Below are 22,580 nucleotides of genomic sequence, written 5' to 3' on the forward strand. Positions count from 1 at the left end.
CCATTGAATCGTATGACTTCTTGCTTCTTTCCTAACGAGAAATTTTGGATTTCAAAACAAAAAATAACTCGGCTTGTTTTAATCACTTGAGCCGAGTTATTTAATAGTGAAATGTTAGGAGACTATTCTTCATTAATTTTGCCTTCACAAACATTTTTCCTTCATGCTTCTTCAGACACTACCCTCCTTTATTATGGGTGTAATAAGACCGGAAATCCCTCCTTTTGTAGTAATAAACTTAGTATACAACATTAACTGAATAATGTAAATATTCTAATAACTATAAAAATAATTTTTTATTGAGGATAAATTTCTTATAAGAGGAGAAGCTATAAGCGACTTGAAGACTTGTTTTTGAAAGGAGCTTATTAGCATGAAATTTAAACTAATATTAGGTATATTGCTTATTAGTCTGTGTATATTCCAACCCACAACCTATGCAGCTAAACCAAAGCCAGAAGCCAAACACGAAATTCCACCATCTGTCTTAAATATTGGGAAGGAAAATACTTACCCAAATCCTACACAAGACTTACCTTATTTACAGCCTAGTGAATTAACAGAAGAATTGATCAATACGTCCGATGTGAAAATTGAAAACCCGAATCTAATCCGGATGTTAAACGAAACGACGATGAATAAAACTCCTTTTTCTATCGGGTTACGGGCAACGGTTTATTTAGGGGAATGGCCACTAAATTATGAGTCGAGCGAAACCTCAACCAACTGGGAATATCAAAAAGTAAATACAAATTACTATGATAATCGTGGTGGAAAAGGCAATTATCAAATTCATTATGTTCAAGAAACTCAAAAAGTGATTAAAGGTGGACTGACAGCCAAGGTAGCAAAAGCGGATGACGTGAAGAAAATGATGCTCTTGAAAGCGATGGAAAGAACAAAATTCCCACTTTCTTTCCAAACCATCGTAGGAGCAGGGACGAAGAAAGATCAGGTTTACAATATACCAGCAAAGCGACTGGGTTACTTATATTCATATGTTCCTGCAGTTAATGAAAAAGGAAAAGTAACATATGGTGAAGTGTATCTCATGATGAAAGGATCGAAACGGACGATCGTTGTGAAAAATGTAACTTCACAGGGGATCGGTGCATGGATTCCACTCCAAGATCATTTATCTTTTGGATTCCTTGCTTCGGAACAACCTAGATAAAAAATCCAGCCATAAGGCTGGATTTTTTCTGTTTAATCGGGAAAATTAGCAATTAGATGAATGATTTTTTCTTCGAGAAATCTTCTCCTGGATAATACATATTTTTCACAAGAACATTTGGTCCAAGGCATTTTACGCTAGAACAATGACAATTGAGTTCTTTAGCTAACTTTGTCTCCATCCATTTCTCATACACACTAGGTAAGGAGTCGTATTGTATGTTTCCAAGTGGGGTAGCATCTCCAAAGTCTGTCACAATTACTTCCCCTGTAAAGATATTTGCATTTAAACGCGAACGGCCGTCGGGGTCATTTCGAACAGATACATTTTCACTTTGGTAAAGACGCTGTAGTAGAATTCGATCTGCCTCGATCGAGCTACATGCGTAAAAAGGTAAGGTACCAAACAACATCCAGACGTCCTTGTTACGAAAATCTAATAAGTGATGAATCGCTTCTCTCGTTTCCTGTAGAGATAGGATTTCAAGCGTTGAAGCGAAATCGCTAGGGTACATTGGATGAATCTCATGTCGCTGGCAGAGCATTTCTTCCGTTATTTGTTGATGGATGTGTTCGATATGAGGCAATGTTCGTTTGTTCAGCATCGTCTCAGCTGAAACGATAACTCCTTCTTTGACCAACGCCCGACTATTTTCAATCATTCTGTTAAATAGCTTCGCTCGTTGCTCTCGAGAAGGCTTTCTCTCCATCATCGCAAATCCACCATCGATAAAATCATCTACTGTTCCCCAGTTATGTGAGATATGTAGGACATCAAGATAGGGCGCAATTTGTAAATATCGATCTAAGTCCAGTGTTAGATTCGAGTTAATTTGCGTTCGAACCCCACGATCATGGGCATACTTTAAGAGAGGCAGCACGTAATTCTCTACCGATTTTTTCGAAAGCATTGGCTCTCCGCCGGTAATACTCAAAGTTCGCAATTCAGGAATTTCATCCAATCTTTGAATAATTAGTGAAATAGGGAGTCCCTCGGGATCTTTTGGTGTAAGGGTATAGCCGACAGCACAGTGTTCACAACGCATATTGCAGAGGGTTGTAGTTGTAAATTCGATATTCGATAAAAGCATTTTTCCATGTTCCTGAACATCTAAATAAGCTTCCCAAGGATCGGTCTTTGGGGTAAGAGTAGTTCTAAGTATATTAGTCATTTCATTTTCTCCTTTTGAACACATATGTTCCTCATTATTGAAAACTCTAACACTCTTGTCAACCTGAACATTATTGTATAGGATAGTAAAGAGAAAGAAAGGAGTGATTTCCTTGGGTAACGCTGTACAAGATAAAGACTCACAACTAGATTATTTGAAAACTCGCTTAAATATGTTTGATGATGTTTTGGATTCCATTGAACCAGAACATATTGAATTAGCAGATATTGATCGTCTAATCGAAATGATTGACGACATTGAAACAAAATGTGATCAGTTTAATAAAAATTAACGTAGCAAAGAGTTCCTGATGGGGGCTCTTTTTTCTTGTAAGACATCTTGTATGGGTGTGAGCAATCTTTAAAAAGTCTGTTTTGCCAAAGTTTGTTGCATTTCGAACCAGTCCATAAATGTTGATATAGCTTTGTTTAGGGGTATCTCTTTGTCTGTTTGATGGGAATCGACAGCAAAATGGAGGATGTCATCAAACATTTGACTAAAGAGCATGCATGTATACGAATATAACCTTTAAGTGAGTCAATTTCATTAACTAGCTATAAGTTGAAGAGGGTTCAATTCAACTATATGTTGTATCCTGATGGCATTATATAGGTCTTATGAAATTGATGAAAGTAAGAGAATGATTATCTATCGGTTTATTAAGGAATCTGAAATCGTTTTCAAAAGGATACTTTAAACAAGCTATTTAACGGAGTATAATGGAAAAGTAATATTGTGAAATTTCTTAATCTAAATAAATAGATGGAACGCAAAGGGAAGGAGAATAAGGCATGAATAGTCAACAATTAGAGAAGAGTATGTATGAATTAATCGTGGAAACGTCAACGAATCTACCAAAGGACGTTCGACGTGCCATAAAATTAGCAAAAGAAAAAGAAAGTGCTGGAACCCGTTCAGCGATGAGCTTAAGCACTATTTCAAATAATATAAAAATGGCTGATGACAAGGTCTCACCGATTTGTCAGGATACAGGTTTACCAACATTTAAAATTAAAGTACCGGTTGGGGTGAATCAACTTCACATAAAAGAAGCAATTTACTCTGCCATGGTGCAAGCAACAAAAGATGGAAAGCTTCGCCCGAATTCCGTAGATTCTTTAACGGGTGATAATAGCGGAGACAATCTAGGCTTAGGAACTCCAGTGATAAAATTTGAGCAATGGGAAGAAGACTATATTGATGCTCGCCTCATTTTAAAAGGTGGCGGATGTGAAAATAAAAACATTCAATATAGTTTGCCTTGTGAATTAGAGGGATTAGGTCGTGCAGGTCGAGACTTGGATGGCATTCGAAAATGTATCATGCATTCCGTTTATCAAGCCCAAGGACAAGGGTGTTCCGCAGGATTTATCGGAGTGGGAATTGGTGGCGATCGTTCATCAGGCTATGATTTAGCGAAAAATCAATTGTTCCGCACGGTCGAGGATACCAATCCAGTTGAAGAATTGCGTCAACTAGAAGAATATGTGATGGAGCACGCAAATGAGTTAGGAATTGGAACAATGGGATTTGGCGGAGAAACGACGCTGTTAGGTTGTAAAGTGGGCGTAATGAACCGAATTCCTGCAAGCTTTTTTGTTTCGGTTGCGTACAATTGCTGGGCCTACCGACGACTTGGTGTGAAAATTCAAAGTGATTCCGGTACGATTCAAGAATGGCTGTATCAGGAAGGTGAACTTGTTAACCTCCAGGATGAAGAGGAATCAGCCGCTTCCAAAGAAGAAGCGAAGGTTGTCACTCTACAAGCTCCTCTCACAGAGGAAAAAGTTCGTGAGCTCAAAGTCGGAGATGTTGTTCGAATTAATGGAATGATGTACACAGGTCGAGACGCGATTCATAAACACTTATCTGACCACGAAGCGCCAATCGATTTAAATGGGCAAATCATCTACCATTGTGGACCAGTTATGTTAAAAGATGAAAACGAAAAATGGCATGTAAAAGCTGCTGGACCAACAACTTCGATTCGTGAAGAACCTTACCAAGGCGATATCATGAAGAAATTCGGCATTCGTGCGGTCATTGGAAAAGGCGGAATGGGTCCGAAAACCCTTCAAGCTTTAAATGAACATGGTGGAGTCTATTTAAATGCCATCGGAGGAGCAGCACAATATTACGCCGACTGTATTAAAGAGGTTAAAGGTGTCGACTTGATGCAGTTTGGGATTCCAGAGGCGATGTGGCATCTTCAGGTAGAAGGCTTCACTGCAGTAGTTACGATGGATTCTCATGGAAATAGCTTACACCAAGATATCGACAAGTCTTCTTTAGAAAAGCTTGCTAATTTTGCCGAGCGCGTATTTTAACTAACTAGAGCTGTCTCAATAGGAGGCGGCTTTTTCGATTGTCTCCCGGCACAAGAGAGTCAATGTGAAGAATACAAGGGTTCATTTAATGAGGGGAGTAGAGAAAGGTGAAGAAGATAGTAGTAGCTGGCGGGACAGGCTATCTAGGGAGATTTGTGGTGAAGGAATTGAAAGAGAGTGGTTTCTACGTACGAGCAATGGTCAGAAATCAAGAAAAAATCAAAACAGAAGGACCATATTTGGAACCAGCTATTTATCCGTATATCGATGAATTTGTTAGCTGTGACGTGACAAAACCAGAAACAATGCAAGGAATTTGTGATGGGATGGATTATGTATTTTCCTCATTAGGAATTACAAGACAAAAAGATAAGGTTAGCTTTGAACAGGTAGATTTTCAGGGAAATCTCAATATTTTGCGAGAAGCCGAAAAAAGTGGCGTGAAAAAGTTTTTGTATGTACATGTTTTTAAGGAAGACAATTGGAAGAGTGGACTTACTGACGCAAAAGAGAAATTCGTAACCTCCTTGATAGCTTCAGAACTGGATCATATTGTGATTCGTCCAACAGGCTATTTTTCAGACCTTACAGCGATTCTCCAGATGGCTAGAAAGGGAAGAGACAATTTACCAGGAAATGGATTAAACTAAATGAATCCTATTCACGGAGCAGATTTAGTTAAAATATGTGTAGACTCTCTACAAGAAGCGAATGTGACCGTTAATGCAGGTGGACTTGATGTATATTCACATAAAGAAATAATTGACCTAGCCTTTCGAGGAGCAAATAAAAAAGGGAAAATCACTCATATTTCACCGATACTATTCCTTCCAATCTTAGGCGGACTAAAAATAATAAATAAACACCAATACGGTTTGCTTTCCTTCTTTTATCATGCCATGACAAGTAATGCCGTAGCGCCGACCTATGGAAAACATCAACTTAAAGAATATTTTTGAGCATTACTTGGAGAAATAACTGGTAGCTTTTAACGTGTATGTTTCTATCCTTCTAACAAATCCTATTTGTAAAGTACGGAAGAAAGAAGGAAGTATATGCGAAAAATAATCTATCTTCTCTTAACAGTTCTCTTTATATTTCAAAATGGTCTCCCAGCAAGTGCTTCGAATTCCCCGATTCATTGGGGCTTTAAAAAAGCGAAGAATGAACAGCCTGCCCAAGCACCTGAATATGAAGCACTTTTAAAGAAATACGATGCTTTCTACAAAGGTCCTGCAGATAAGAAAATTGTCTATTTAACATTTGATAATGGTTATGAAAATGGCTATTCGGAGAAGATTTTAGACGTTTTAAAAAAGGAAAAAGTACCGGCAACCTTTTTTGTTACCGGTCATTATTTACAAAGCGCCCCTGACCTTGTCAAACGAATGGTGAAGGAAGGTCATATTATTGGGAATCATTCTTGGTTCCATCCTGACTTCACAACGATTTCAGATGAGAAAATCCGCAAAGAACTCAGCAAGGTCAAAGAGGAAACGGCTCGTCTAACGAAGCAGAAAGAAATGATGTATCTTCGCCCGCCACGGGGGATTTTTAGTGAACGTGTATTAAAAGTGGCTAAAGAAGAAGGGTATATTCATGTGTTTTGGTCAGTGGCCTTTGTGGATTGGTATACCAATAAGCAACAGGGATGGAAATATTCCTATAACAATTTGATGCGTCAACTTCATCCTGGCGCGGTTATTTTGCTTCATACCGTCTCAAAAGATAATGCGGATGCACTTGAAAAAGCAATTCAAGACATCAAGAAGAAGGGGTATAGTTTTGAAAGTCTGGATTATTATATGGTCAACAATCAACAAAAAAATCCGCTACTTATGGAATAACGAGACAGTGGGGTTGGCCTTTGGTCAGCCTTTTTTGAAGGTTTTTCCGTATTGATTGTTGGTTGAAGATGAATTTCTGACTGAAGCTCGTTTTTTTCAGAATCACTTACCAAATGATACGAAAGATGCCTCGAAGCGTAGCTATATAAAGTTTTTGATCTTTTGCGAGTAGAAACAATCTTTGCGAAAACAGACTTTTTGAAAGATAAGAAAATTTTGTGAGTTTGATTGGTGTCTAGCTCTAGACGCTTTTCTTATTTAAAGGTATTGTACGTCCTTCTAGTGGATAAAATTGACAGGATACGAACAGCTCACTCTGAATCAAGCGTTTCACCAGGATATAATACGGGAAATTGTCTCGTAGAGGTGAAGACTATGTGAGTAGAAAAAATCGAATTGGTTCCACCCTATCACTTTGACCGAATATTAGAAGGGTTAGAGTTAGATCCATTGCATTGCATTGTATTGATCGAAAAAACAGAATCTTAAAAGTTCCCTACTATGGCAGTGAAGATGAAGTAATCACGATTAAGGCACTAGGGTCGGAAGCAAGCCCAGCCCTGTTTGTTTCTGCAGAGAATAAGCAGGTGAAAAAATAAGTGCTAACTCGAATGGCAGAAATTTTTCAATGGAACGAAGATTTACAGGGAATTTCCCATTATTTCAGAGAAACAGACTTAAAATCAATCTTTCAAGAGCACAGTGGTACGCCAGTTGTGTTAGAATTTAGTCCTTATGGTTCGTTAATAAAATGTATTTTGGGTTAACAAGTCACCATGACACTGGCTTTACGGCTGAATGAACGCTTTGTTCATACATATGGGCGACAAAAAGATGGAGTGTGGTTTTATCCATCTCCAGATAAAGTTGCTACCTTCACTGTCGATGAATTACGGGAGCTAAAATTAAGTACCCGCAAAGCAGAGTATATTATCGGATTATCACAAAAAATAGCAAGCGGTGATTTACAATTAGATAGGCTCCAACGACTAACAGATAGTGAAGTGATCAGCGAGATAACGAAGATTAGAGGAATCGGATTATGGACCGCAGAGAATTATTTATTGTTTGCACTTGGTCGCCCGAATCTTTTTCCGAACGTGGATATCGGGATACAAAATGCGGTCAAAAAGCTGTATGGCCTAAATCGTAAACCGACCATTGAAGAACTAACCCAATATGAAAAAAACTGGGAACCGTATTTAAGTTATGCCTCCTTTTATTTATGGAGAAGTATAGAAACTGGAAGTGATAAGAAATGAAAGCACAAACAACAAACATAGCCATTAAAAAGGGGCAAGAATTCCCCTTAACGATTAAACGTCTTGGAATCAACGGAGAGGGTGTGGGTTATTTTAAAAAGCAAGTCGTCTTCGTACCCGGTGCTCTTCCAGGCGAAGAAGTCGTTGTTCAAGCAACGGACATTAAACATAAATTTGCGCAAGGAAAGGTCATCAAAATTCGCAAAAAATCCCCTCACCGTGCAACGCCACCATGCCCTGTTTACCATCAATGCGGAGGCTGTCAGTTGCAGCATTTAGAGTATGACCAGCAGCTTGTGGAAAAGCGGGACATCGTGATTCAAGCACTGGAAAGGCACACGAAATTTGATTTAGATACACTAGAAATTCGTCCGACCATCGGAATGGAAAACCCGTGGCATTACCGTAATAAAAGTCAATTCCAAGTGGGGATTAACAAAGGAAAAGTGATAACGGGACTCTACAGCTTAAACTCTCATAAACTGATCGACATCCCTGAATGCATCGTCCAGCATCCACAGGTCAACAAAGTAGTGAATGTTGTCAAAAGAATACTAGCTGATTTTAAAGTGCCAATTTATCAGGAAAAAACGAAAAAAGGCATTGTCAAAACGATCGTAACAAGAGTTGGCGTTACTTCTGGGGAAATTCAGGTGGTATTGGTTACTGTGAAAAAAGACCTGCCCAGAAAAGAAGTCATTGTGGCTGAGATTCAAAAAAGGATTCCGGAAGTCGTATCAGTAATGCAAAATGTCAATCCCAAATCAACCTCCCTTATTTTCGGTAAAGATACGCATCATCTAGCAGGGAAAGAAGTGATTGAAGAGCAGTTAGAAGACTTTACGTATGAACTATCCGCTCGTGCATTCTTTCAATTGAATCCAACCCAAACCGTCAAGCTTTATAATGAAGCGAAGCAGGCAGCCCAGCTTACCGGCAAGGAGAAAATCGTCGATGCTTATTGTGGCGTTGGGACGATTGGCTTGTGGCTAGCAGACGGTGCAGCAGAAATTCGCGGCATGGACGTGGTCTCAGAAGGAATTCAAGATGCCCAGAAAAATGCGGAAAAATTTGGTGTGAAGAATGCGATTTATAAAGTAGGAACAGCCGAAGAGTGGCTACCTCGTTGGAAAAAAGAAGGCTGGCGTCCAGATGTGGTAGTGGTTGATCCACCGAGAACGGGTTGTGAGGATGGATTCTTAGCAACCATTTTAGCGGTGAGACCGAAAAAGCTGATATATGTTTCGTGTAATCCTTCAACGCTTGCACGCGATATTAAAGTGTTAAGCTCCAAATATGATGTGAAGTATATTCAGCCAGTGGATATGTTTCCGCAGACCGCGCACGTCGAGTGCGTGGCGTTGATAGAGTTAAAATAGCTTGGTATCAATAGGCTTAGTGTTTTTTAACTGAATATTGAAGTGTGTTTTATGTTCCCTCGGACTAATGGTTCGAGGGATTTTTTGACCCCCGGGGTCTTACTTTTACGCGGAATAAATGAACATAAGATGATTAGTTAGTTTTGCGAAAAATTTATTTCCAAAAGAAAGGGGATTTTTATTGACTCAGACAATAAAATGAAATACACTAAAATAGTAAAAGATTTATCAGTATAGGGATGTGGTTCATTGATTGGACTGGAATATATTCTAAACTTACACAATATGCAACACATGGAATTGGCAGAAAGGCTAGGAATACGAAAACAAAACATTAACTTATGGATTAAAGGGAAACAAAATATTCCCAAAAAATACCTTCCGATATTAGTAGATATTTTTGGAGTTGAGGAAGAATATTTCATTAAGGAATTATCAGACGTTGAAAAACTAGAGATCCAAAAGGAAAAACTAAAACAAGATTTAAAACCAGTTATTAAAAATCATGAACAGCAGTTTTTAATTGGTGAAGTGAATGATATCGTTGGAGTACCTGTTTATGACAAAGAAGAAATGAATACCATCGAGCGAAATATTGAAAAAGCAAAGTTGGTGTCAAGGTTCAAACAGGTAATGGAAATAGTGGATGATCATCCTAACTTAGATACATTTAAACTAATTGTTGAGTTACTGGAAAAATCACAACACGAAGTCATTTTGCATAAAACCATTGAAGCCCTAGCACATTATTTAGAAGTTTTACCTGACTGGGTTTCAACTGGGCCGGAACAAGATGAGTTTGAAAGTGAGCTTTTTGAAGTTCTTGATGATAATAACTTTTAGAGAAGGAGTAGAAGCATATGGCAACAGCGAATATTGGATTTGAAGAAACGTTATGGAAAGCGGCAGATAAATTAAGAGGAAGTATGGACTCGGGTGAATATAAACACGTTGTCCTTGGGCTTTTATTCTTAAAGTACATCTCTGATAAATTTGAAACAAAATATAATGAGCTTCTTGAAGAAGGGGACGGCTTTGAAGAAGATCGTGATGAATATGAAGCTGAGAATATTTTCTGGGTTCCTAAAGAAGCAAGATGGGGTTTTATCAAGGATAATGCTAAGGACACAAGGATTGGTCAATATATTGATGATGCGATGATTGAGATTGAAAAAGAAAACCCAGATTTAAAAGGGGTTTTAGATAAACGTTACGCTAGACCAGAAATTGATAAACGACGCCTAGGTGAATTGATTGATTTAATTTCAACTATTAAGCTCCATGATAAAAGTGAAAAAGATTTGCTAGGTCGTGTTTATGAATACTTTCTCGGTAAATTCGCAAGTGCTGAAGGAAAAGGTGGAGGAGAGTTCTATACACCAACAAGTGTAGTAAAAACATTGGTTGAAATGATTGAACCTTACAAAGGAAGGATATATGACCCTTGTTGTGGAAGCGGTGGTATGTTTGTTCAAAGTGAAAAGTTTGTCGAGGAACATCATGGAAAAATCTCCGACCTTTCAATATATGGACAAGAACTAAACTCAACTACTTGGAAGCTTTGTAAAATGAACCTAGCAATTAGGGGGTTAGATGGAAATTTAGGAGAACATCATGCAGATACATTTCACGAAGACCTTCATAAGACATTAAAATCTGATTATATTCTTGCAAACCCACCATTTAACATTAGTGACTGGGGGGGCGACCAATTAACGGACGATGTTCGATGGAAATATGGGACTCCACCTGCGGGAAATGCAAACTACGCATGGTTACAACATATGGTTTATCATTTGGCGCCAAATGGAGTTGCGGGAATTGTTCTAGCTAATGGTTCTTTAAGTTCCAATATTTCTAATGAAGGAGAAATTAGGAAGAACCTATTAGAAGCAGACCTTGTTGATGCAATTGTGGCTCTTCCTGACAAACTATTCTATTCAACCGGAATTCCCGTATCACTTTGGATTTTGAACAGGAATAAAAAGAGTAATCCGAAATTTAGAAGTAGGGAAAATGAGATTCTTTTCATTGACGCAAGGAATTCTGGTGTGCTGATTGATAGAAGGCATAGAGAATTAACAGAAGATGATATTGAAAAAATTGCTGATGCATATCACAAATGGAGAAATATTGATGGTGATTATGATGATATTAAGGGGTTTTGTAAATCAGCAAACCTAGATGATGTAAAAGAGCATGATTATGTTCTAACGCCAGGAAGATATGTTGGAATTGGTGATATAGAAGACGATGGTATCCCTTTTGAAGAGAAAATGGAGAACTTGACGAATGATTTAAACAAACTTTTTAATAAATCCAGAAACCTAGAAGAAGAGATTAGAAAAAATCTAGGAGGGATTGGATATGAATTCTAGAACTTTTACCAAATCAGATCAGGAATTTGTATGGGAAGAAGTTAAGTTAGCTGATGTATGTGAATTAATCTCAAGAGGCATAACTCCATCATATACAGAAAAAGATGGTGTAGTTGTAATAAACCAAAAATGCATTAGAGATAACATTGTAAATTTAGACTTATCTAGATTAACAAATCCCCAAAAAAGAAAAATACCTGAGCATAAGTACCTCAAATCTTATGATGTGTTAATCAATTCAACTGGTGTGGGTACTTTAGGTAGGGTTGCCCAGGTGAAGAGTATAAATGATAAAATGACTGTTGATTCTCATGTTACGATTGTTAGAGGTAATGAAAAAGTATCCCCTGAATTCTTGGGATATAATCTTTTTATGCAGCAACCAAATATTGAAAATCTTGCTGAAGGTTCAACAGGCCAAACTGAATTATCAAGAATTAGGCTAGGTGAGACAATACGTGTTCAACTGCCGCCGATAAATGAGCAAAAGGTCATTGCACAAATTTTTTCCGCTTTGGATCAAAAAATAGAAACCAATAATCTAATTAATAATAAACTTGAGGAAATGGCTCAGGCCATTTTTAAACAATGGTTTGTGGATTTTGAATTTCCTAATGATAATGGAAATCCCTATAAAACTAGTGGTGGAGAAATGGTTAAAAGTGAGTTGGGAATGATTCCTAAGAATTGGGAAGTAACAACGTTTAGAAGTTTTACAAGCAATGTTCTAGGTGGAGACTGGGGCAAAGAAAATGAGCAAGGCAACTATAAAAAAGCTGTGTACTGTCTTCGAGGGGCTGACATTCCAGAAGTCAGAGAGGGTAGAAGAGGGGCTTTACCAAAAAGGTATATACTTGAAAAAAATCATATAAATAAGAAGCTCACATCTGGAGATATAGTAGTTGAGATTTCAGGAGGAAGCCCCACACAATCTACGGGTCGGATTACGTATATTAATGATTTAATGTTAAGTAAATACGATGAAGATTTTGTGTGTACGAATTTTTGTAGGGCAATCACATTAGAAGACCCTAAGTACATGTATTATTTTTATTTTTATTGGAAAATGTTATATGACTTGAATGTGTTCTTTCAATTTGAAAATGGGACAACCGGGATAAAAAACTTAGATATAAACTCATTCTTAGATAGATTTAAAATAGTTTCACCGGGAATAGAACTAGTTAAAAGGTTCGACAATCTTATAAGACCTATTGTAGATATGATTCAAATAAATGGAAATGAAAATTTAAAATTATCGAAAACCCGCGACACTTTACTCCCTAAACTAATGTCCGGCGAAATCCGAGTACGACTCGAAAATTAAGGAGATGCACTTTTGAAGTTTGGAATCCGCAAGCCAAGCTTAAAGAAGAGAATCTCAGCAAGAACTATCATCAAGCGGCAGGTCGTTCATCGGGCTGGTTTAAAAATGCCAAAAGGGTATGGATGGTTACGAAATCCTAAGAAGTATGCTTACAACAAGGTGTATCAGAAAACGACATTTGATATTTTTAAGTTAATGAAGAAGTTTTTCAAATAATGGTTGTTGGAAAAGGGGGAAGCGTATGAGCCTCTTAGAAAATTTCACCGAAGATAAATTGGAAGAAGCTGCAATAGAAATTTTGCAGGAACTAGACTATGACTATATTTTTGCTCCTGAAATTAGTTGTGATGGAGAACGTCCTGAAAGAAAAGATTATCGAGAAGTTATACTGGAACAGCGTGTAAAGGATGCGCTGTTTCAAATAAACAGAAATCTACCTCAAGAAGCGTTGGATGAGGCTTTTCGTAAGATTATCGCTTTTAACAGTCCAATTTTAGAGGAGAATAATCGGTTTTTCCATCAACTTTTAGTAGAAGGGATTGAAGTGTCTTTTCGTGAGGATGGGAATAACCGAACGAAGAAAGCCTTTTTGGTGGACTTCGAAAATCCAGAACGCAATGATTTCTTAGCTGTCAATCAGTTTACAATCGTAGAACATGAGGAACGGAGGCCAGATTTAATCCTTTTTATAAATGGTATTCCTCTAGTTGTGATTGAATTGAAGTCAGCTACAGATGAAAATGTAGGTATTGATAATGCCTATGAGCAAATTCAGACGTATAAGAGAGATATTCCTTCTTTATTTAACTATAATGCGTTTTGTATTTTATCAGATGGTATTAATGCAAAAGCGGGGACAATCACTGCTAATCAAGAACGGTTTATGAATTGGAGAACGATTGACGGTGAAAACATCGAATCTTTAGATGTTCCTCAATATGAAGTCATGCTACGAGGAATGCTTGGAAAAGAACGAGTGCTAGACATCATTCGAAATTTCATTCTATTTCAAGAAACAAAGGAAGAAGAGAAAGATGAGGACGGCGAGAAAATTGGAGACAAGAAAACCATTGCGAAAATTCTAGCTGCTTATCATCAATACTTTGCTGTAAAAAAAGCGGTTGATCATACGAAAGAAGCTTCTAGTGAATCTGGTGATAGAAAAATCGGTGTTATTTGGCATACACAAGGTTCAGGGAAAAGTTTTTCTATGGTGTTTTATACGGCTCAGCTTGTTCAAAAACTCAATAATCCAACTATTGTTGTCATTACAGACCGTAATGATTTAGATGATCAGCTATATCAAACATTTTGGAAATCTCGTGATGTATTAAGACAAACACCAAAACAAGCCCATGTAAGAAAGCTAACAGATGAACAGAAAAAGCAACAAGCGAAGGATAATTCAAAAGAACAGAATGGACTATATGATCTATTAAATGATCGTGAGTCTGGTGGGATTATTTTTACAACGATCCAAAAGTTTAAACCGGATGAGGGAGAGATGCCGGTATTAACTGATCGCCGAAATGTGATCATTATTGCAGATGAGGCTCACCGTAGCCAATATGGGTTAGAAGCTAAAACAAACACAAAGACTGGTGAAGTGAAGTTTGGCTATGCAAAGTATTTAAGAGATGCACTCCCTAATGCTTCTTTCATCGGGTTTACTGGAACCCCTATTGAATTAGAAGATAAATCGACTCCAGCTGTCTTTGGAAATTATATCGATATATATGATATGACAAGAGCAGTCGAAGATGAAGCGACAGTTAAGATTTATTATGAGAACCGGATTATTAAGCTGGAGACAGACGATGAAGAATTGAAGAAAATTGATGATGAGTTTGAAGAAATTACAGAAGGCCAAGAAGATAACGATCGAGAGAAATATAAAACAAAATGGTCTAGGTTAGAAGCAATTGTTGGCTCCCCTAACCGGATTAAGCAATTAGCAAAAGATATCGTGGAGCATTATGAAGAAAAGACCAAAACAATTGATGGAAAGGCAATGGTTGTTTGTATGAGTCGCCGTATTTGTGTTGAACTTTATGATGCAATTGTTGCATTGAGACCTGATTGGCATAGCGATGATGTCAATAAAGGAATGGTTAAAGTAGTGATGACCGGAGGAGCTGGCGACGATGAAAAGCTACAACCTCATATTGGTGGAAAACAACGAAGAGACACTTTAGCTAAACGAATGAAAGATAATAGTGATGAACTAAAGATTGTCATTGTTAGGGACATGTGGCTAACGGGCTTTGATGTTCCATCGATGCACACAATGTATATTGATAAGCCAATGAAAGGCCATAACTTAATGCAAGCCATCGCACGAGTAAATCGTGTCTTTAAAGATAAAGCTGGCGGAGTTGTAGTCGATTATCTAGGAATTCTTGAAGCTTTGAAAAAGGCCCTAAATCAATATACTGAAAGTGATAAAAAGAGTACAGGTATTGATACCTCTGCAGCTGTTATGGTGATGACAGAGAAACTAGAAATTCTTCGTGATATGATGCATGGCTTTGATTACTCTGCATTTATGGGGACATCACAAGCTGGTAGAATGCGAGCAATTGTCGGTGGCATGAACTTTATACTTGGTAAGCCAGAAAAAGAACAAAAAGACTTCAAGCAAATTGCGACAGAATTAGCAAAAGCCCATTCTTTATGTGCAGCGACTGATGAAGGAAAGAATGCTGCATTTGAGGTGAGTTATTTTAAAGCGGTAAAAGCTAGCTTAGTAAAATTAGAAGTAAAGCAACCGCAAAAGAAGTCTAAGAAAGAAGTAGAGGCAAGAGTTAACCAATTACTGGAGCGTTCAATTATCTCAGAAGAAGTTATTGATGTATTCGATGCGATGGGAATGAAACGCCCTGAAGTTTCTATTTTATCAGAAGAGTTTTTACAAGAAGTAAAAGAGATGAATCATAAAAACTTAGCAGTTGAAATGCTGAAGAAACTTTTAGAAGGCAACATCAAGACAATGGAAAAGAGAAACCTTGTCAAATCTGAAAAGTACTCTGATAAGCTCAAAAAGGCGTTGAATAAGTATAGAAATCAAGCGATTACGAATGCCGAAGTAATGGAAGAGTTAATCCGGATGGCGAGGGAAATGAAAAAGGCACGTGAGGAAGAAGAAGATCTTGGATTGAATGAAGATGAAATTGCTTTTTATGATGCGCTCACATCTGATGAAATTGTAAAAGAGTTAATGGACGATGATGTACTTAAGAAAATTGCAAATGAATTAACGGCTGCAATCAAACGTAATATTTCTATCGATTGGCATGTAAGAACAAGCGCTCAAGCTGGTATGAGAAGAATCATCAAACGACTTCTAAAAAAATATGACTATCCACCAAAACAAGTGAAGCATGCTTTAGAAGTTGTTATGAGACAGGCGGAATTAATGTGTGGAAATGTTAAGGTTGAAGATTTACAGTCATTCCGAGCAGCAGAAGCAGGGGAAGATTATAACGTTTGATATAAAATTGACACCTATGAATTACTTGAAATAATAAAAAGGTAGGTGGGCCAATGGATATTAGAGATTTGATTACTGCGATTAAAGAGGGGTTTCCCGATAAAGCAATTGATTTATCAGAAAGCCTTGAGCTTCTTAAGGAAGCGATTAACGATACGATGGATAGTATTAATGGTCAGGTTAGTCAGGCTTATACCAAAAGAGACTTCGATGGAGTTAGACATTTCGCAGAATTAGGAGAGGAAATTAATCAGTATGAACAAAAAATTGAGCATTTTATAGAATTACTAGAAGTGGATGCTTCGAATGAAAATATTGTTGAAGGTGAGGAAGAAGTTGTTGAAACTGCTTCCCTCCCGGATTACTCAGCTTATTTAGTTGATACAAAAGTTGAGCATACTCTTTATGAAAATTTCACACATAAACGTCCCTTTGGATTTCGTATTAATAATGAGCAAATCATTGAAGTTAAAACTTGGCAGGAAATGCTTATTAAGACATGTGAATTGCTTATTACTGTAGATGAGGATAAGTTTATGAGCTTTGAAAATAAACCAGCCATGAATGGTAAGAAGCGTAAGTATTTTTCAAAACAAGAAAGTGAAATAAGAAAACCAAAATTAATTAGTAATAAGATATTTGTTGAAACCAACATTAGTGGGAATGGTGTTAGAAACCTGTTGCTTAAGCTGTTAAAAGAATACGGTTATAAGTCAAATGAATATAAAGTCTATTTAAAAGCGGATTACACTGATCGACATAGTTAAGGAGAGGAATGTACTGTGGCAGATATTAAATTTGAAATTACGGAACAAATAGCAGTCCTTTCAGAATCAGCAAAAGGATGGACCAAAGAGCTAAACTTAATTAGTTGGAACGGACGTGAGCCAAAGTACGATATTCGTGACTGGGGCCCTAATCATGAGAAGATGGGGAAAGGGGTTACTTTGTCCAAGGAAGAATTGGATAATCTGGTGGTTGCACTAAGTAAAAGATAAATTTTTAAATTTTCAACTTGGAGGATCATATGGCTGAAAAAATTGTAAATGTAACTGATAAGTACAGCCACGAATTACTAGAAATTAAGAATAAATTAAGTCAACTTGAGAATGGAAGAGTATATGAATTATCAAATGCTCAAATGGATGGATATCTTGCTACCAATGTGAAGCAGTTGGAAAAAATGATTGCTAGATTAATATATAAAATTGAACACGGGGAAGATTCTGTGGAAGATCGGTTTTCAGAGATATTCGGTAGTCAAGGAGAATAGTAGTTTAAATTGTAACTGGAAGGTTTCAATCTTTCAGTTATTTTTTGCATGTTTTTAGGAGGAAGGAATATGGGGAATTCTATTTTTGATATAAAGGAAAAATCCTATAATACTTTTACATTTTGGGAATCACCAATTGGATGGGCTCCTGAATCAGTAGTAAACAAACTATCTGCTGCTCGATTGGATTGGTTGAGAGATCTTACAGATTGTTTAGATATATGGGTTGAAAAGGGGTATTTCTTAACGGAAGGTGAACTTTTACTTGCATGGGCAAACCTCGGAACCTTGGTTGAAGGGTGGCTAAAATTATTTTACTGTGTATATTATGAAGATTATTTAAGAAACCCCCGCATGTATAAAGGCAAGTTGGTCGAGCCTAATGATATGCGCTTCGAGGGATTAAAACAATTTAGTAGAGGGATATTGTGGGATCAAGGTTCAGAATGGGATGATTGGGTTGAGAGCATCCAACAAAGACGCAATGCAATTCATGCTTTTAATGACAAAGATATAGCTACTCCTCAAGAGTTTTTAAATAGTATAGATAAATTTAGCGTGTTTATTGAAATTATTGATTCGAGACTTCCTTATCCGGATTAATTACCTGCTTGTATATAGAAATGCACTCCCAGAAGAGTTAATTTAGCGGTTAATTTAGCGGATAACCATATATGCAAGACAACAGTGGATTAGCTAATGGTTATCCGAATTTATATCAATTAAAATATTCAGTTTATGTTATCTGTTAAAAAGGTAGATCCCCGTCATCAATATCAAATGGTTGTTGAGTAGTTACGGCTACCTCATCTAGGGTACTGTGATCTAAGATTTCCATTTCACTACTTTCTTCCAAATCGGCCTTCTCCTCTTCCCAAGGTTTGAGAAATCCTTGTTTAAAGAAGTAGGTAGGTTCCCCGCATGTTTCGCAATATCGTGCATTACCAGGATTGTTATGAATCGGACGAGCTACCTCATAACCGTGATCATCATATTCTGGGACACCTTCACATCCGTTAAAAAGCTTCGTTCCACATATTTTACAATGGCCGGCGTTAGTTGAAAATACTTCGTTTTCACACTTCGGGCATTGAACAACTCTCATATTATTATCAACAGCGAATCTCTTTTCATATCTCATGTTCAATATCTCTCCTTAGTTTGTACCAGTATATAGAAGGGAATAATCATTTTAGTATTTTGAACCGTTCGCTTCTGCCACAATATTATAATGTTGGGATACTTCTGAGTATTTTAGCTGTGTTGACTCTTCCCAATTATTCAAAAGCCCTCTATTGTAATATATTGTTTTAGAACCGCACTCCTTACAATAACGTGCACTACCATCACTGATATGATAGATTCGGTCCATCTCATTGCCAAAAGAATCTAAAATAGGATGACCTTCACAATGGTTATATAGTGGAGTGCTACAAATCTTACAAAATTTCGCTTCATCAGAGAATATCTCATTACTACATTTCGGACATTCAACTACTCGTTTTTCATTATTTACCTGAGCGCCAGTATAAAAAGTACGGTTAATGCTTTTTTCAAAAATGCTATCTTTCTCTCCGCAGATTTTACAGAACTCAGAAATATCAATCTCACCGTTATTACAATTAGTAGAGTAATATCCAAAGAGAATATTATAGCTTTTAAAGTAATTATAGTAATCACCATTCATACGTCGGCAGTCTTCTCGGTAAAGATTCTGCCTCGTTCGAGCTGCTGTATAAGATATATCAAAAGCGTCTGATATATCATGTATGGAGATTCGAGGCGTACTATCTGTGATCCGATCAACAAGAGGAATCGGAGAGAGTAGGTTACGTGCGTAACAGTTTGCCTCGTTTTCAAATTTTTTATATTGCCCAATAGATAGATTTTTTTTGAGCAGGGTATCTGTATTAGCCTCTTGATGGTGCTCTAAAAAAATATGGCCCAGTTCATGGGCTATTGTGAATCTATCCAATTGGGGATTGTTTTGGGTGTCATTAAACAGGATTATATATTTTTCCTGTTTTTTATTATAAATACAAGCACCAAGGTCGCTCTCGAAATAATCAATTATATCTTTAATGCTTAAGTTATATATTTTTGCATATTCCGTGTAAGAGCATAATCGTATGGTTCTTGAAAGAGAATTTAATATGATACTTAAATCAATAGGAGCTTGGTTTAAGTCGTAGTAGTCTTGTAAAGTGTTAATGCTTTCAATCACTGCTCGATTATAGTTTGCAATCATTCAACACCCTCTTCATCCTTGAATAAATCATCAAAGGAAGCGTTCAGGACTTTTAACATTTTTTCCTTTTGTGCTGCGTCCATCTTTTTAGCCGCTCTTTGAATAATTCTTATCTCAGGTTCATCATCAATTGATTTGTTAAGTGCTAGTAAATAGTTGTAGTCTAGTCCCAACCTTGATGCCAGGGCTTTCAAGGTAGCATTATCAGGAGAGATACCATCATCTTTTTCTATTCTAGAAATGGTAGAGTGACTGACTTTCGTGTCTTTTGCTAGTTCACGTTGGCTTAATCCTTTTTCGTGTCTTTTAATAGCAATATATTTTCCTAAAGTCATCTCGTTGTTTGTAGAATTATTAGACATAATAGCACCTCCTTCTTACGTTAATTATAGTACAAGTGTAACATTGATGCAACATTTCTGGATAAATTTGCGTAAGCTGTTGAATCAATGGAACGTACCGTGATATTATTTGTGTAACATCAAATCAACACATCTAGAATAGAGGGGAGGATTCTATAATGATAGTTTGCAATAAAGGTAATGCAGGCAATATTAGATTAAATCTATCAAACTTTTTAAAACTGCAAGGAGATATGACAGAAGTTGAAATGGCAAAGAAGTTAAATGTTAGTCGTTCACAGTTATGGAGAATAAAGAAGAAAAATAGTGCAGTAGGGCAAGAATTTATTGTGAAATTCAAAAATTCATACCCAAATGAGCCATTTGAAGATTATTTTTTTGTGGAAAGTGTTGAATTAAATCAACATGTTAAATAGGTGAAACGAAAAAATGTGAGATGACAAATAAGGATTTTTAGGTTGAAATATTTTTTTCTGAATTGGTTAACAAACCACCATCCTCATTGGCTATTTATTGAGGAGGTATTTCAAATATAAATATTTTTTGAGATTTTGGTTTCCAAAATACCTTTCCCATTGGCTAATAAGTGAAGGGCTTTATTCAAATTGAGGAGGTGAGAGCCGATGACAATTCAAGCAAAGGAAAGAAACTCGCCAACAGCTCTTAACAAAGAACTGCAAGAAGAAATGGTTGGTGTTCTTACTGCCATTAGTATCGTTTCTAAAAGACAAGCAAATCGACTGGATCAGCTAGATGAACAAAATAAAAAGGAAGGAGAACAGAAAAATGAGAAAAACCAAACTAATGCTTGATATCGTGAATGACTTGCGAAATGTTGCAGGTAGTATTGAAACCCTAGCGCTTTCATTTGAAAGTCAAAACGAAATAGCAACAACTATTGTAAGGAAGCAACCCAATAAAGAGAAGGAACCGGCTAAACCTCCAAAAGCTAAACTACCAGGTTTTGAAGATGTCAGAGCTAAACTAGCAGCACTAGCCCAAGACGGAAAACAGGTTCAAGTCAAAGAGCTTATTACTAGCTTTGGAGCAAAAAAGCTGAGCGATATCCCAGCTGAAAGATACCCAGAACTGTTAGAAAAAGCGGACAAGCTTTGATAAAGAAGAAAGCAATCGGTGTCAAATGGGAAAGGAGGTTTCTTCTATTCTATGAATCATTCGAAAAGAGATCATGCCATATTAAGCGCCTCTAAGTCAGGCATGTTTTTAAAATGTACACGAAGTATCCGACTGGGTGAACAATTTGAAGAGAAAACGAGTATTTTTGCTAAAGAGGGTACATTCATGCATGAGCTATGCGAATGGCATTTGTTATATTTCCTCAAACGAATAACAAAGGCCCAATTCAACAAAAAGCTAAAGCAAATGAAACAGAATCAATTCTACAACAAGGAAATTGAACAAGCCGTCCATAGTTATGTGGATATTGTCATTGAAAAAATTAATGAAGCTAGGGCAAGAAACATAGACCCGCTCATCCTTATTGAGGAACGGTTGGACTTTAGTCCGTGGGTTCCTGAAGGGTTTGGAACAGGGGATGTGGTGATTATTTCAGACGGGATTTTGGAGGTTGTTGACTTAAAAGGGGGGAAGGGGATCTCGGTTTCCGCAGAAAAGAACGAACAAATGAGGCTTTATGCATTAGGTGCGATACACGGGTTTGGCATGTTGTATGACATTCAGACAGTACTGATGACGATTGTACAACCAAGATTAGATAACATTTCCACTGATGAAATACAGATAGATGACTTGTTGGAATGGGCCGAAAGTGAAGTCCGCCCAAAGGCAGAACTAGCATTTGCTGGTAAGGGACCATTTGTAGTTGGCTCGCATTGCAGGTGGTGTAAGGCTAAAGCATCCTGTAGGGCTAGGGCAGAAGAAAATATGAAGCTAGCACGCTTGGATTTTCAAAGTCCGCCACTACTGACAGATGAAGAAGTGGTCGAAATTCTAACTTCTCTTGATGATCTGATCAGTTGGGCGAAAACCGTTCAAGAATTTGCCTTATCAATGTCAGTGAATGAAAACAAGCAATGGCCAGGAATGAAACTCGTAGAGGGCAGAGGAAGTCGTAAATATAGTGATGAAGAAGCGGTAATCGACACACTCACAGCTGCGGGATATAACACTGATGTCATTTACAAGAAATCATTAAATACAATCACCGTCCTTGAGAAAGAACTTGGTAAAAAGGAGTTTGAAGAGTTGCTTGGTTCTTTTGTAACAAAGGCACAGGGGAAAATTAAGCTCGTCCCTGAAGAGGACAAGCGACCAGAATTAAAAGCTTCACCAGAAGTAGATTTTCAATAATGAGGAGGAAC

At 37.2% G+C, this 22,580-nt stretch carries 26 protein-coding genes; 22 read left to right on the forward strand and 4 right to left on the reverse strand.

All coding sequences use genetic code 11. The annotated features are described in order from the left end of the window. Positions 1-373: 373 nt before the first annotated feature. Positions 374-1,174, forward strand: a complete 801-nt coding sequence (locus tag U8D43_RS09985; RefSeq protein WP_335871038.1) for a YfkD famly protein — start codon at positions 374-376, stop codon at positions 1,172-1,174. A gap of 52 nt (positions 1,175-1,226) precedes the next feature. Here the strand turns inward: U8D43_RS09985 and yfkAB are convergent, their stop codons facing one another. Next, positions 1,227-2,345, reverse strand: coding sequence for a radical SAM/CxCxxxxC motif protein YfkAB (gene yfkAB, locus U8D43_RS09990; protein WP_335871039.1), 1,119 nt, complete (start codon positions 2,343-2,345; stop codon positions 1,227-1,229). A gap of 112 nt (positions 2,346-2,457) precedes the next feature. Between yfkAB and U8D43_RS09995 the strand changes: the two genes are divergently transcribed. From U8D43_RS09995 to U8D43_RS10075, 17 genes are all read left to right on the forward strand, one after another. Continuing rightward, positions 2,458-2,637: an SE1561 family protein gene (locus U8D43_RS09995; RefSeq protein ID WP_335871040.1), complete on the forward strand. Its 180-nt coding sequence runs from the start codon at positions 2,458-2,460 to the stop codon at positions 2,635-2,637. A gap of 499 nt (positions 2,638-3,136) precedes the next feature. Further along, positions 3,137-4,672, forward strand: a complete 1,536-nt coding sequence (locus U8D43_RS10000; protein ID WP_335871041.1) for a fumarate hydratase — start codon at positions 3,137-3,139, stop codon at positions 4,670-4,672. A 107-nt stretch (positions 4,673-4,779) separates the two neighbouring features. Beyond that, a complete protein-coding gene (locus U8D43_RS10005) occupies positions 4,780-5,322 on the forward strand; it encodes an SDR family oxidoreductase (RefSeq protein ID WP_335871042.1) in 543 nt (180 codons plus the stop codon). Beyond that, positions 5,323-5,631 (forward strand): hypothetical protein, encoded by a 309-nt coding sequence (locus U8D43_RS10010; protein WP_335871043.1) that lies wholly within the window; start codon positions 5,323-5,325, stop codon positions 5,629-5,631. 96 nt (positions 5,632-5,727) lie between these two features. Beyond that, positions 5,728-6,519, forward strand: coding sequence for a delta-lactam-biosynthetic de-N-acetylase (pdaA, locus tag U8D43_RS10015; protein ID WP_335871044.1), 792 nt, complete (start codon positions 5,728-5,730; stop codon positions 6,517-6,519). A 599-nt stretch (positions 6,520-7,118) separates the two neighbouring features. After that, the gene (locus U8D43_RS10020) at positions 7,119-7,286 is read left to right on the forward strand and encodes a hypothetical protein (RefSeq protein WP_335871045.1); all 168 of its coding nucleotides are present in this window, start codon (positions 7,119-7,121) and stop codon (positions 7,284-7,286) included. Between the two features lie 9 nt (positions 7,287-7,295). Next, positions 7,296-7,781, forward strand: coding sequence for a DNA-3-methyladenine glycosylase family protein (locus tag U8D43_RS10025; RefSeq protein WP_335871046.1), 486 nt, complete (start codon positions 7,296-7,298; stop codon positions 7,779-7,781). Beyond that, a complete protein-coding gene (gene rlmD / locus U8D43_RS10030; RefSeq protein WP_335871047.1) occupies positions 7,778-9,160 on the forward strand; it encodes a 23S rRNA (uracil(1939)-C(5))-methyltransferase RlmD in 1,383 nt (460 codons plus the stop codon). The genes U8D43_RS10025 and rlmD overlap by 4 nt, the downstream gene beginning before the upstream one ends. 249 nt (positions 9,161-9,409) lie before the next feature. Next, positions 9,410-10,003, forward strand: a complete 594-nt coding sequence (locus tag U8D43_RS10035) for a helix-turn-helix domain-containing protein (protein WP_079288972.1) — start codon at positions 9,410-9,412, stop codon at positions 10,001-10,003. A 17-nt stretch (positions 10,004-10,020) separates the two neighbouring features. After that, positions 10,021-11,538 (forward strand): class I SAM-dependent DNA methyltransferase, encoded by a 1,518-nt coding sequence (locus tag U8D43_RS10040; protein ID WP_335871048.1) that lies wholly within the window; start codon positions 10,021-10,023, stop codon positions 11,536-11,538. Beyond that, positions 11,528-12,865: a restriction endonuclease subunit S gene (locus U8D43_RS10045; protein WP_335871049.1), complete on the forward strand. Its 1,338-nt coding sequence runs from the start codon at positions 11,528-11,530 to the stop codon at positions 12,863-12,865. Before U8D43_RS10040 ends, U8D43_RS10045 begins: the two co-directional genes overlap by 11 nt. A 12-nt stretch (positions 12,866-12,877) precedes the next feature. Beyond that, the gene (locus tag U8D43_RS10050) at positions 12,878-13,081 is read left to right on the forward strand and encodes a hypothetical protein (protein ID WP_335871050.1); all 204 of its coding nucleotides are present in this window, start codon (positions 12,878-12,880) and stop codon (positions 13,079-13,081) included. A 25-nt stretch (positions 13,082-13,106) separates the two neighbouring features. Then, positions 13,107-16,355: a type I restriction endonuclease subunit R gene (locus U8D43_RS10055; RefSeq protein WP_335871051.1), complete on the forward strand. Its 3,249-nt coding sequence runs from the start codon at positions 13,107-13,109 to the stop codon at positions 16,353-16,355. Between the two features lie 53 nt (positions 16,356-16,408). Beyond that, positions 16,409-17,122, forward strand: a complete 714-nt coding sequence (locus U8D43_RS10060) for a hypothetical protein (RefSeq protein ID WP_335871052.1) — start codon at positions 16,409-16,411, stop codon at positions 17,120-17,122. A gap of 15 nt (positions 17,123-17,137) precedes the next feature. Then, a complete protein-coding gene (locus U8D43_RS10065; protein WP_335871053.1) occupies positions 17,138-17,353 on the forward strand; it encodes a YdbC family protein in 216 nt (71 codons plus the stop codon). A gap of 29 nt (positions 17,354-17,382) precedes the next feature. Then, positions 17,383-17,628 carry a hypothetical protein gene (locus tag U8D43_RS10070; protein ID WP_335871054.1) on the forward strand — a complete coding sequence of 82 codons (246 nt, stop codon included), beginning with the start codon at positions 17,383-17,385 and terminating at the stop codon, positions 17,626-17,628. A 69-nt stretch (positions 17,629-17,697) separates the two neighbouring features. Beyond that, positions 17,698-18,231 (forward strand): hypothetical protein, encoded by a 534-nt coding sequence (locus U8D43_RS10075; protein WP_335871055.1) that lies wholly within the window; start codon positions 17,698-17,700, stop codon positions 18,229-18,231. 145 nt (positions 18,232-18,376) lie between these two features. On the opposite strand, the gene U8D43_RS10080 is transcribed toward U8D43_RS10075, so the two are convergent. From U8D43_RS10080 to U8D43_RS10090, 3 genes are read right to left on the reverse strand one after another with little or no spacing between them, the layout of a single operon-like run. Beyond that, on the reverse strand, positions 18,377-18,769 hold the full coding sequence (locus U8D43_RS10080; RefSeq protein ID WP_335871056.1) for a hypothetical protein: 393 nt from the start codon (positions 18,767-18,769) through the stop codon (positions 18,377-18,379). Between the two features lie 51 nt (positions 18,770-18,820). Beyond that, positions 18,821-19,876: an ImmA/IrrE family metallo-endopeptidase gene (locus U8D43_RS10085; RefSeq protein WP_335871057.1), complete on the reverse strand. Its 1,056-nt coding sequence runs from the start codon at positions 19,874-19,876 to the stop codon at positions 18,821-18,823. Then, positions 19,873-20,238 carry a helix-turn-helix domain-containing protein gene (locus U8D43_RS10090; protein ID WP_335871058.1) on the reverse strand — a complete coding sequence of 122 codons (366 nt, stop codon included), beginning with the start codon at positions 20,236-20,238 and terminating at the stop codon, positions 19,873-19,875. The genes U8D43_RS10085 and U8D43_RS10090 overlap by 4 nt, the downstream gene beginning before the upstream one ends. 158 nt (positions 20,239-20,396) lie before the next feature. Between U8D43_RS10090 and U8D43_RS10095 the strand changes: the two genes are divergently transcribed. From U8D43_RS10095 to U8D43_RS10110, 4 genes are all read left to right on the forward strand, one after another. Continuing rightward, positions 20,397-20,654: a hypothetical protein gene (locus U8D43_RS10095; RefSeq protein ID WP_335871059.1), complete on the forward strand. Its 258-nt coding sequence runs from the start codon at positions 20,397-20,399 to the stop codon at positions 20,652-20,654. 207 nt (positions 20,655-20,861) lie between these two features. Further along, entirely contained in the window at positions 20,862-21,050 is a 189-nt protein-coding gene (locus U8D43_RS10100; RefSeq protein WP_335871060.1) for a hypothetical protein, read from the forward strand. Beyond that, positions 21,025-21,354, forward strand: a complete 330-nt coding sequence (locus U8D43_RS10105) for an rRNA biogenesis protein rrp5 (RefSeq protein WP_335871061.1) — start codon at positions 21,025-21,027, stop codon at positions 21,352-21,354. Before U8D43_RS10100 ends, U8D43_RS10105 begins: the two co-directional genes overlap by 26 nt. A gap of 51 nt (positions 21,355-21,405) precedes the next feature. After that, entirely contained in the window at positions 21,406-22,569 is a 1,164-nt protein-coding gene (locus U8D43_RS10110; protein ID WP_335871062.1) for a DUF2800 domain-containing protein, read from the forward strand. Positions 22,570-22,580 lie beyond the last annotated feature (11 nt).

The organism is Bacillus sp. 2205SS5-2, from assembly GCF_037024155.1.
Classification (GTDB): domain Bacteria; phylum Bacillota; class Bacilli; order Bacillales; family Bacillaceae_K; genus Bacillus_CI.

Coding starts and splice junctions, on each gene's coding strand:
- U8D43_RS10045 (WP_335871049.1), top strand. CDS start 11,528: ATGAATTCTAGAACTTTTACCAAATCAGATCAGGAATTTGTATGGGAA.
- U8D43_RS10075 (WP_335871055.1), top strand. CDS start 17,698: ATGGGGAATTCTATTTTTGATATAAAGGAAAAATCCTATAATACTTTT.
- U8D43_RS10010 (WP_335871043.1), top strand. CDS start 5,323: ATGAATCCTATTCACGGAGCAGATTTAGTTAAAATATGTGTAGACTCT.
- U8D43_RS10085 (WP_335871057.1), bottom strand. CDS start 19,876: ATGATTGCAAACTATAATCGAGCAGTGATTGAAAGCATTAACACTTTA.
- yfkAB (WP_335871039.1), bottom strand. CDS start 2,345: ATGACTAATATACTTAGAACTACTCTTACCCCAAAGACCGATCCTTGG.
- pdaA (WP_335871044.1), top strand. CDS start 5,728: ATGCGAAAAATAATCTATCTTCTCTTAACAGTTCTCTTTATATTTCAA.
- U8D43_RS10100 (WP_335871060.1), top strand. CDS start 20,862: ATGACAATTCAAGCAAAGGAAAGAAACTCGCCAACAGCTCTTAACAAA.
- U8D43_RS10040 (WP_335871048.1), top strand. CDS start 10,021: ATGGCAACAGCGAATATTGGATTTGAAGAAACGTTATGGAAAGCGGCA.
- U8D43_RS10060 (WP_335871052.1), top strand. CDS start 16,409: ATGGATATTAGAGATTTGATTACTGCGATTAAAGAGGGGTTTCCCGAT.
- U8D43_RS09985 (WP_335871038.1), top strand. CDS start 374: ATGAAATTTAAACTAATATTAGGTATATTGCTTATTAGTCTGTGTATA.
- rlmD (WP_335871047.1), top strand. CDS start 7,778: ATGAAAGCACAAACAACAAACATAGCCATTAAAAAGGGGCAAGAATTC.
- U8D43_RS10025 (WP_335871046.1), top strand. CDS start 7,296: ATGACACTGGCTTTACGGCTGAATGAACGCTTTGTTCATACATATGGG.
- U8D43_RS10110 (WP_335871062.1), top strand. CDS start 21,406: ATGAATCATTCGAAAAGAGATCATGCCATATTAAGCGCCTCTAAGTCA.
- U8D43_RS10000 (WP_335871041.1), top strand. CDS start 3,137: ATGAATAGTCAACAATTAGAGAAGAGTATGTATGAATTAATCGTGGAA.
- U8D43_RS10070 (WP_335871054.1), top strand. CDS start 17,383: ATGGCTGAAAAAATTGTAAATGTAACTGATAAGTACAGCCACGAATTA.
- U8D43_RS10090 (WP_335871058.1), bottom strand. CDS start 20,238: ATGTCTAATAATTCTACAAACAACGAGATGACTTTAGGAAAATATATT.
- U8D43_RS10080 (WP_335871056.1), bottom strand. CDS start 18,769: ATGAGATATGAAAAGAGATTCGCTGTTGATAATAATATGAGAGTTGTT.
- U8D43_RS10105 (WP_335871061.1), top strand. CDS start 21,025: ATGAGAAAAACCAAACTAATGCTTGATATCGTGAATGACTTGCGAAAT.
- U8D43_RS10095 (WP_335871059.1), top strand. CDS start 20,397: ATGATAGTTTGCAATAAAGGTAATGCAGGCAATATTAGATTAAATCTA.
- U8D43_RS10055 (WP_335871051.1), top strand. CDS start 13,107: ATGAGCCTCTTAGAAAATTTCACCGAAGATAAATTGGAAGAAGCTGCA.